Below are 4,733 nucleotides of genomic sequence, written 5' to 3' on the forward strand. Positions count from 1 at the left end.
GCCACCTTGTCGGTTTCCAGCGCCACAATGGCTTCGTCGGCCGCGACCGCTTCGCCGGGCTGCTTCAGCCATTGGCCAACGCTGGCTTCGGTGATGGATTCGCCCAGGGCGGGCACGATGACATCAGTTGCCATGATCGAACCTTCTTACTTTTTCTTGAGGCCGCCGCGGATGGCGGCTTTCACTTGCGTCGTGGTGGCACCCAGCGCTTCGGCCACCAGCTTGGCCTGTTCGGCGTTGTGGCGCTTCAGCAGGCCGGTGGCCGTGGCAGCCGCCGCCGCACGACCGGCATAGACCGGGCGGCGATCAAGAGCGGCTTCGATCAGCGGTGCGACAAACGTCCAGGCGCCGCCGTTTTGCGGTTCTTCCTGCGCCCACACCACGGTTTCAAGGTTGGGGAATTTGGCAGCATATTCGGCCACCACATCGCCGGGGAACGGATAAAGCTGTTCGACACGCAGCAGATAAACGTCATCGCGGCTGTCTTTCTCGCTGGCTTCGAGCAGATCATAATAGACCTTGCCGGTACACAGCACGACGCGACGAACCTGCTTGGGATCGCAGGGCTTCAGATCGTCCAGGCAGCGATGGAAGGTCGTCGCCGGGCCCATATCGGCCAGCGTCGAAACCGCCCGCTTGTGACGCAGCAGTGATTTTGGCGTGAACACCACCAGCGGCTTGCGGAAATCGCGCAGCATCTGGCGGCGCAGCAGGTGGAAGAAGTTGGACGGGGTGGTGCAGTTGGCAACCTGGATATTGTCTTCCGCGCACAGGCTGAGGAAGCGTTCCAGACGCGCCGAGCTATGCTCAGGCCCCTGCCCTTCATAGCCATGCGGCAGCAGCATGACGAGGCCGCTGGCCCGCAGCCACTTGATCTCGCCCGACACAATGAACTGATCGATGATGGTCTGCGCGCCGTTGACGAAATCGCCGAACTGCGCCTCCCACAACACCAGCGACTTCGGATCGGCGAGCGAAAAACCATATTCGAAACCCAGCACGCCGAATTCCGAAAGCGGGCTGTCGAGCACGGTGAAATTCGGGTCCATCGCGCGAAGCGGCACGTAACGATGGCCGTCCTTCTGATCGGTCCACACCGAATGGCGCTGGCTGAAGGTGCCGCGGCCGCAATCCTGGCCCGACAGGCGAACGCTATAACCATCCTTCAGCAGGGCGCCAAAGGCCAGCGCTTCACCGGTGGCCCAATCGATGCCGCCACCGCTGGAAATCATCTCCGCCTTGGCATCGAGCACACGAGCCAGGGTGCGGTGGATGGTCAGGCCATCGGGCACGGTGGTCAGCTGCTTGCCGATTTCGCGCAGTTCGGTGATCGAAACGCCGGTCATCGCGGCGCGGCGGCTGTCGATGGCTTCCTTGGGGCGGCCAAGTCCGGCCCAACGCCCGCCGAACCAATCGGCAGCATTGGCCTTGAAGCCAGCGGCAGCGTCGAATTCGTCTTCCAGCATCGACACATAGCTATCGATCATCGCCTTGTAGCCGGCATTGTCGAGCACGGCTTCGCGGGCCAGGCGTTCGGCATACAGCTCGCTCACCGGGCGTTTTTTGCCGATGGCGGCATACATCAGCGGCTGGGTGAAGCTCGGCTCGTCGCTTTCGTTGTGGCCAAAGCGCCGGTAGCACCACATGTCGATCACCACATCGCGGCCAAAACGCTGGCGGAATTCGGTGGCGACCTTGGTGGCAAACGTCACGGCTTCGGGATCGTCGCCGTTCACGTGGAAGATCGGCGCCTGCACGATCTTGGCGACATCGGACGGATAGGGCGACGAGCGCGCAAACTGCGGGCTGGTGGTGAAGCCGACCTGGTTGTTCACGACAAAATGGATGGTGCCGCCGGTGCCATAGCCATCAAGGCCGGAGAAACCGAAACATTCCGCCACGATGCCCTGGCCGGCAAAGGCCGCATCGCCGTGTAGCAGCACCGGCATGACCTTCTTGCGGTCTTCATCGCCCACCAGTGATTGGATGGCGCGCACCTTGCCAAGCACGACCGGATCAACCGCTTCGAGGTGCGACGGGTTGGGGACCAGGCTGAGATGGACCGTGTTGCCGTCAAATTCGCGATCGGTGCTGGTGCCAAGGTGATATTTCACATCGCCCGAACCGCCGACATCATCAGGATTGGAAGAACCACCGGCAAATTCGTGGAAAATGGTGCGGTATGGTTTCTGCAGCACGTTGGCCAGCATATTTAGCCGGCCACGGTGCGGCATGCCGAACACCACTTCGGTGATGCCCATCTGGCCGCCAACCTTGATGATCGATTCCATCGCCGGGATCATGGCTTCGGCGCCATCCAGGCCGAAACGCTTGGTGCCGACATATTTGCGGCCAAGGAATTTTTCGAACTGTTCGGCTTCAAGCAGTTTGTTCAGAATTGCCCGCTTGCCATTGGCAGTGAACTGAACTTCCTTGTCGCGGCCTTCATATTTGTCCTGCAGGAAACGACGTTCTTCGACGTCGTTGATGTGCATATATTCCAGGCCGACATTGCCGCAATAATTGCGCTGCAGGATGCCCACCAGCTCGCGGATGGTCGCCGTCTGCAGGCCAAGCGCGCCGCCGATATGCACCGGGCGATCAAGATCGCCATCGCCAAAGCCGTGATAACCCGGCGTCAGATCGGCCGGCAGATCCCGCACCGCCAGGCCGAGCGGATCGAGATTGGCGGCCAAATGCCCGCGCACGCGATAAGTGCGGATCAACATCAGCGCGCTGATCGCATCCTGGGCGGCCCGCGAAATTTCTTCCGGAGACGCGCCGGCAACGGCAGCGGCCGCAGCAGCGCGACCAGCGGTCTTGGCGGTGCTTTCGGCAAACATGCCGGCGGCATCAAGGCCGCGCGTCAGATCATCACCTGGCAGGATCGGCCAGTTCGGCCGAGCCCAGCTTGGCCCGATCCGGTCTTCGGGGCCGGGCAGCAGGGCTTGCGGTTCCATCGTCAAATCCTCGATCCAGACATGATGCCATGTGTAACGGCCCGCAGCCGCAAAGTCATGACCTTATGCCACATCGCAGCCATAGCTGCCGCGCATGGCGGCAGCTATGGCCGGCGATATCAACCCTTCAGCACTTCGATCAGCGTTTCGCCAAGCAGCGACGGCGACGGCGACACGCGGATGCCGGCGGCTTCCATGGCGGCCATCTTCGAAGCGGCATCACCCTTGCCGCCCGAAACGATCGCACCGGCATGGCCCATGCGGCGGCCCGGAGGCGCCGTGGTGCCAGCGATGAAGCCCACCATCGGCTTCTTGCGGCCGCGCTTGGCTTCGTCGATCAGGAACTGGGCGGCCTGTTCCTCGGCATCGCCGCCGATTTCGCCGATCATGATGATCGACTGGGTGGCGGGGTCGGCCAGGAACAGTTCCAGCATATCGATGAAATTGGTGCCGTTCACCGGATCGCCGCCGATGCCGACTGCCGTTGTCTGACCCAGGCCGACATTGGTGGTCTGGTGCACGGCTTCATAGGTGAGCGTGCCCGAACGCGAAACGACGCCGACACTACCCTTGCGGAAGATATTGCCGGGCATGATGCCGATCTTGCATTCACCCGGCGTCAGCACGCCGGGGCAGTTCGGCCCGATCAGGCGGGTCTTGCTGCCCTGCAGAGCGCGCTTCACACGCACCATGTCGAGCACCGGAATGCCTTCGGTGATGCACACCACCAGCGGGATTTCGGCGGCAATGGCTTCGCAGATGGCATCAGCGGCACCGGGCGGCGGCACATAGACGACCGACGCATCAGCACCGGTGGCTTCGCGGGCCTGCGCCACGGTGTCGAACACCGGCAGGCCAAGATGGGTCTGGCCGCCCTTGCCCGGCGCGGTGCCGCCGACGACCTTGGTGCCATAGGCGATGGCCTGTTCCGAATGGAACGTGCCCTGTTTGCCGGTGAAGCCCTGCGTGATGACGCGGGTATTGGCGTTGACGAGAATGCTCATCTCAAGCGGCCTTCTTCACTTCAGCAACGATCTTGGCCGCTGCATCACCCAGATTGTCGGCCGACACGATCGGCAGGCCTGAATTGGCGAGGATTTCCTTGCCGAGTTCGACGTTGGTGCCTTCCAGGCGCACCACCAGCGGCACCGAAAGCTGCACTTCCTTGGCGGCGGCGATGATGCCTTCCGCGATGATGTCGCAGCGCATGATGCCGCCGAAGATGTTGACCAAAATGCCCTGCACCGCCGGGTCCTTCAGGATCAGCTTGAAGGCGTTGGTCACCTTCTCCTTGTCCGCGCCGCCGCCGACATCGAGGAAGTTGGCCGGCTCGGCGCCGTTCAGCTTGATGATGTCCATGGTGGCCATGGCCAGACCAGCGCCATTGACCAGGCAGCCAATGTTGCCATCGAGCTTGATGAAGGCGAGATCGTATTTCGACGCTTCGACTTCCGCCGGGTCTTCCTCGGTCAGGTCGCGCAGTTCCACCAGATCAGGGTGGCGATACAGCGCGTTGGGATCAAAACCGACCTTGGCGTCGAGCACCAGCAGCTTGCCATCGTCCGTCACGGCCAGCGGGTTGATTTCCATCTGGCTGGCATCGGTGCCGACGAAGGCATCATAGAGCTTCAACGTCACATTCTCGGCCTGCTTGGCGAGCGGGCCGGTCAGGCCCAGCGCGGCAGCAACGGCGCGGCCGTGGTGCGGCATGGCACCGGTGGCCGGATCGATGGTGATGGTGTGGATTTTTTCGGGGTGGTTATGGGCCACGTC

Annotated in this window: 4 protein-coding genes; all 4 read right to left on the bottom strand. The window is 62.5% G+C overall.

The annotated features are described in order from the left end of the window. Positions 1–134: biotin/lipoyl-containing protein (locus tag RMO81_RS06530; protein ID WP_310474988.1), on the bottom strand; the 134-nt coding region annotated here is incomplete at its 3' end. A 12-nt stretch (positions 135–146) separates the two neighbouring features. Next, positions 147–2,960 carry a 2-oxoglutarate dehydrogenase E1 component gene (locus RMO81_RS06535; RefSeq protein WP_310474985.1) on the bottom strand — a complete coding sequence of 938 codons (2,814 nt, stop codon included), beginning with the start codon at positions 2,958–2,960 and terminating at the stop codon, positions 147–149. Between the two features lie 119 nt (positions 2,961–3,079). Further along, complete coding sequence (gene sucD, locus RMO81_RS06540) at positions 3,080–3,964, bottom strand: succinate--CoA ligase subunit alpha (protein WP_310474986.1); 885 nt, start codon at positions 3,962–3,964, stop codon at positions 3,080–3,082. Between the two features lies 1 nt (position 3,965). Next, positions 3,966–4,733: ADP-forming succinate--CoA ligase subunit beta (gene sucC, locus RMO81_RS06545; RefSeq protein WP_310474987.1), on the bottom strand; the 768-nt coding region annotated here is incomplete at its 5' end.

The sequence above is a fragment of the Sandarakinorhabdus sp. genome, assembly GCF_031422795.1.
Lineage (GTDB): Bacteria > Pseudomonadota > Alphaproteobacteria > Sphingomonadales > Sphingomonadaceae > Sandarakinorhabdus.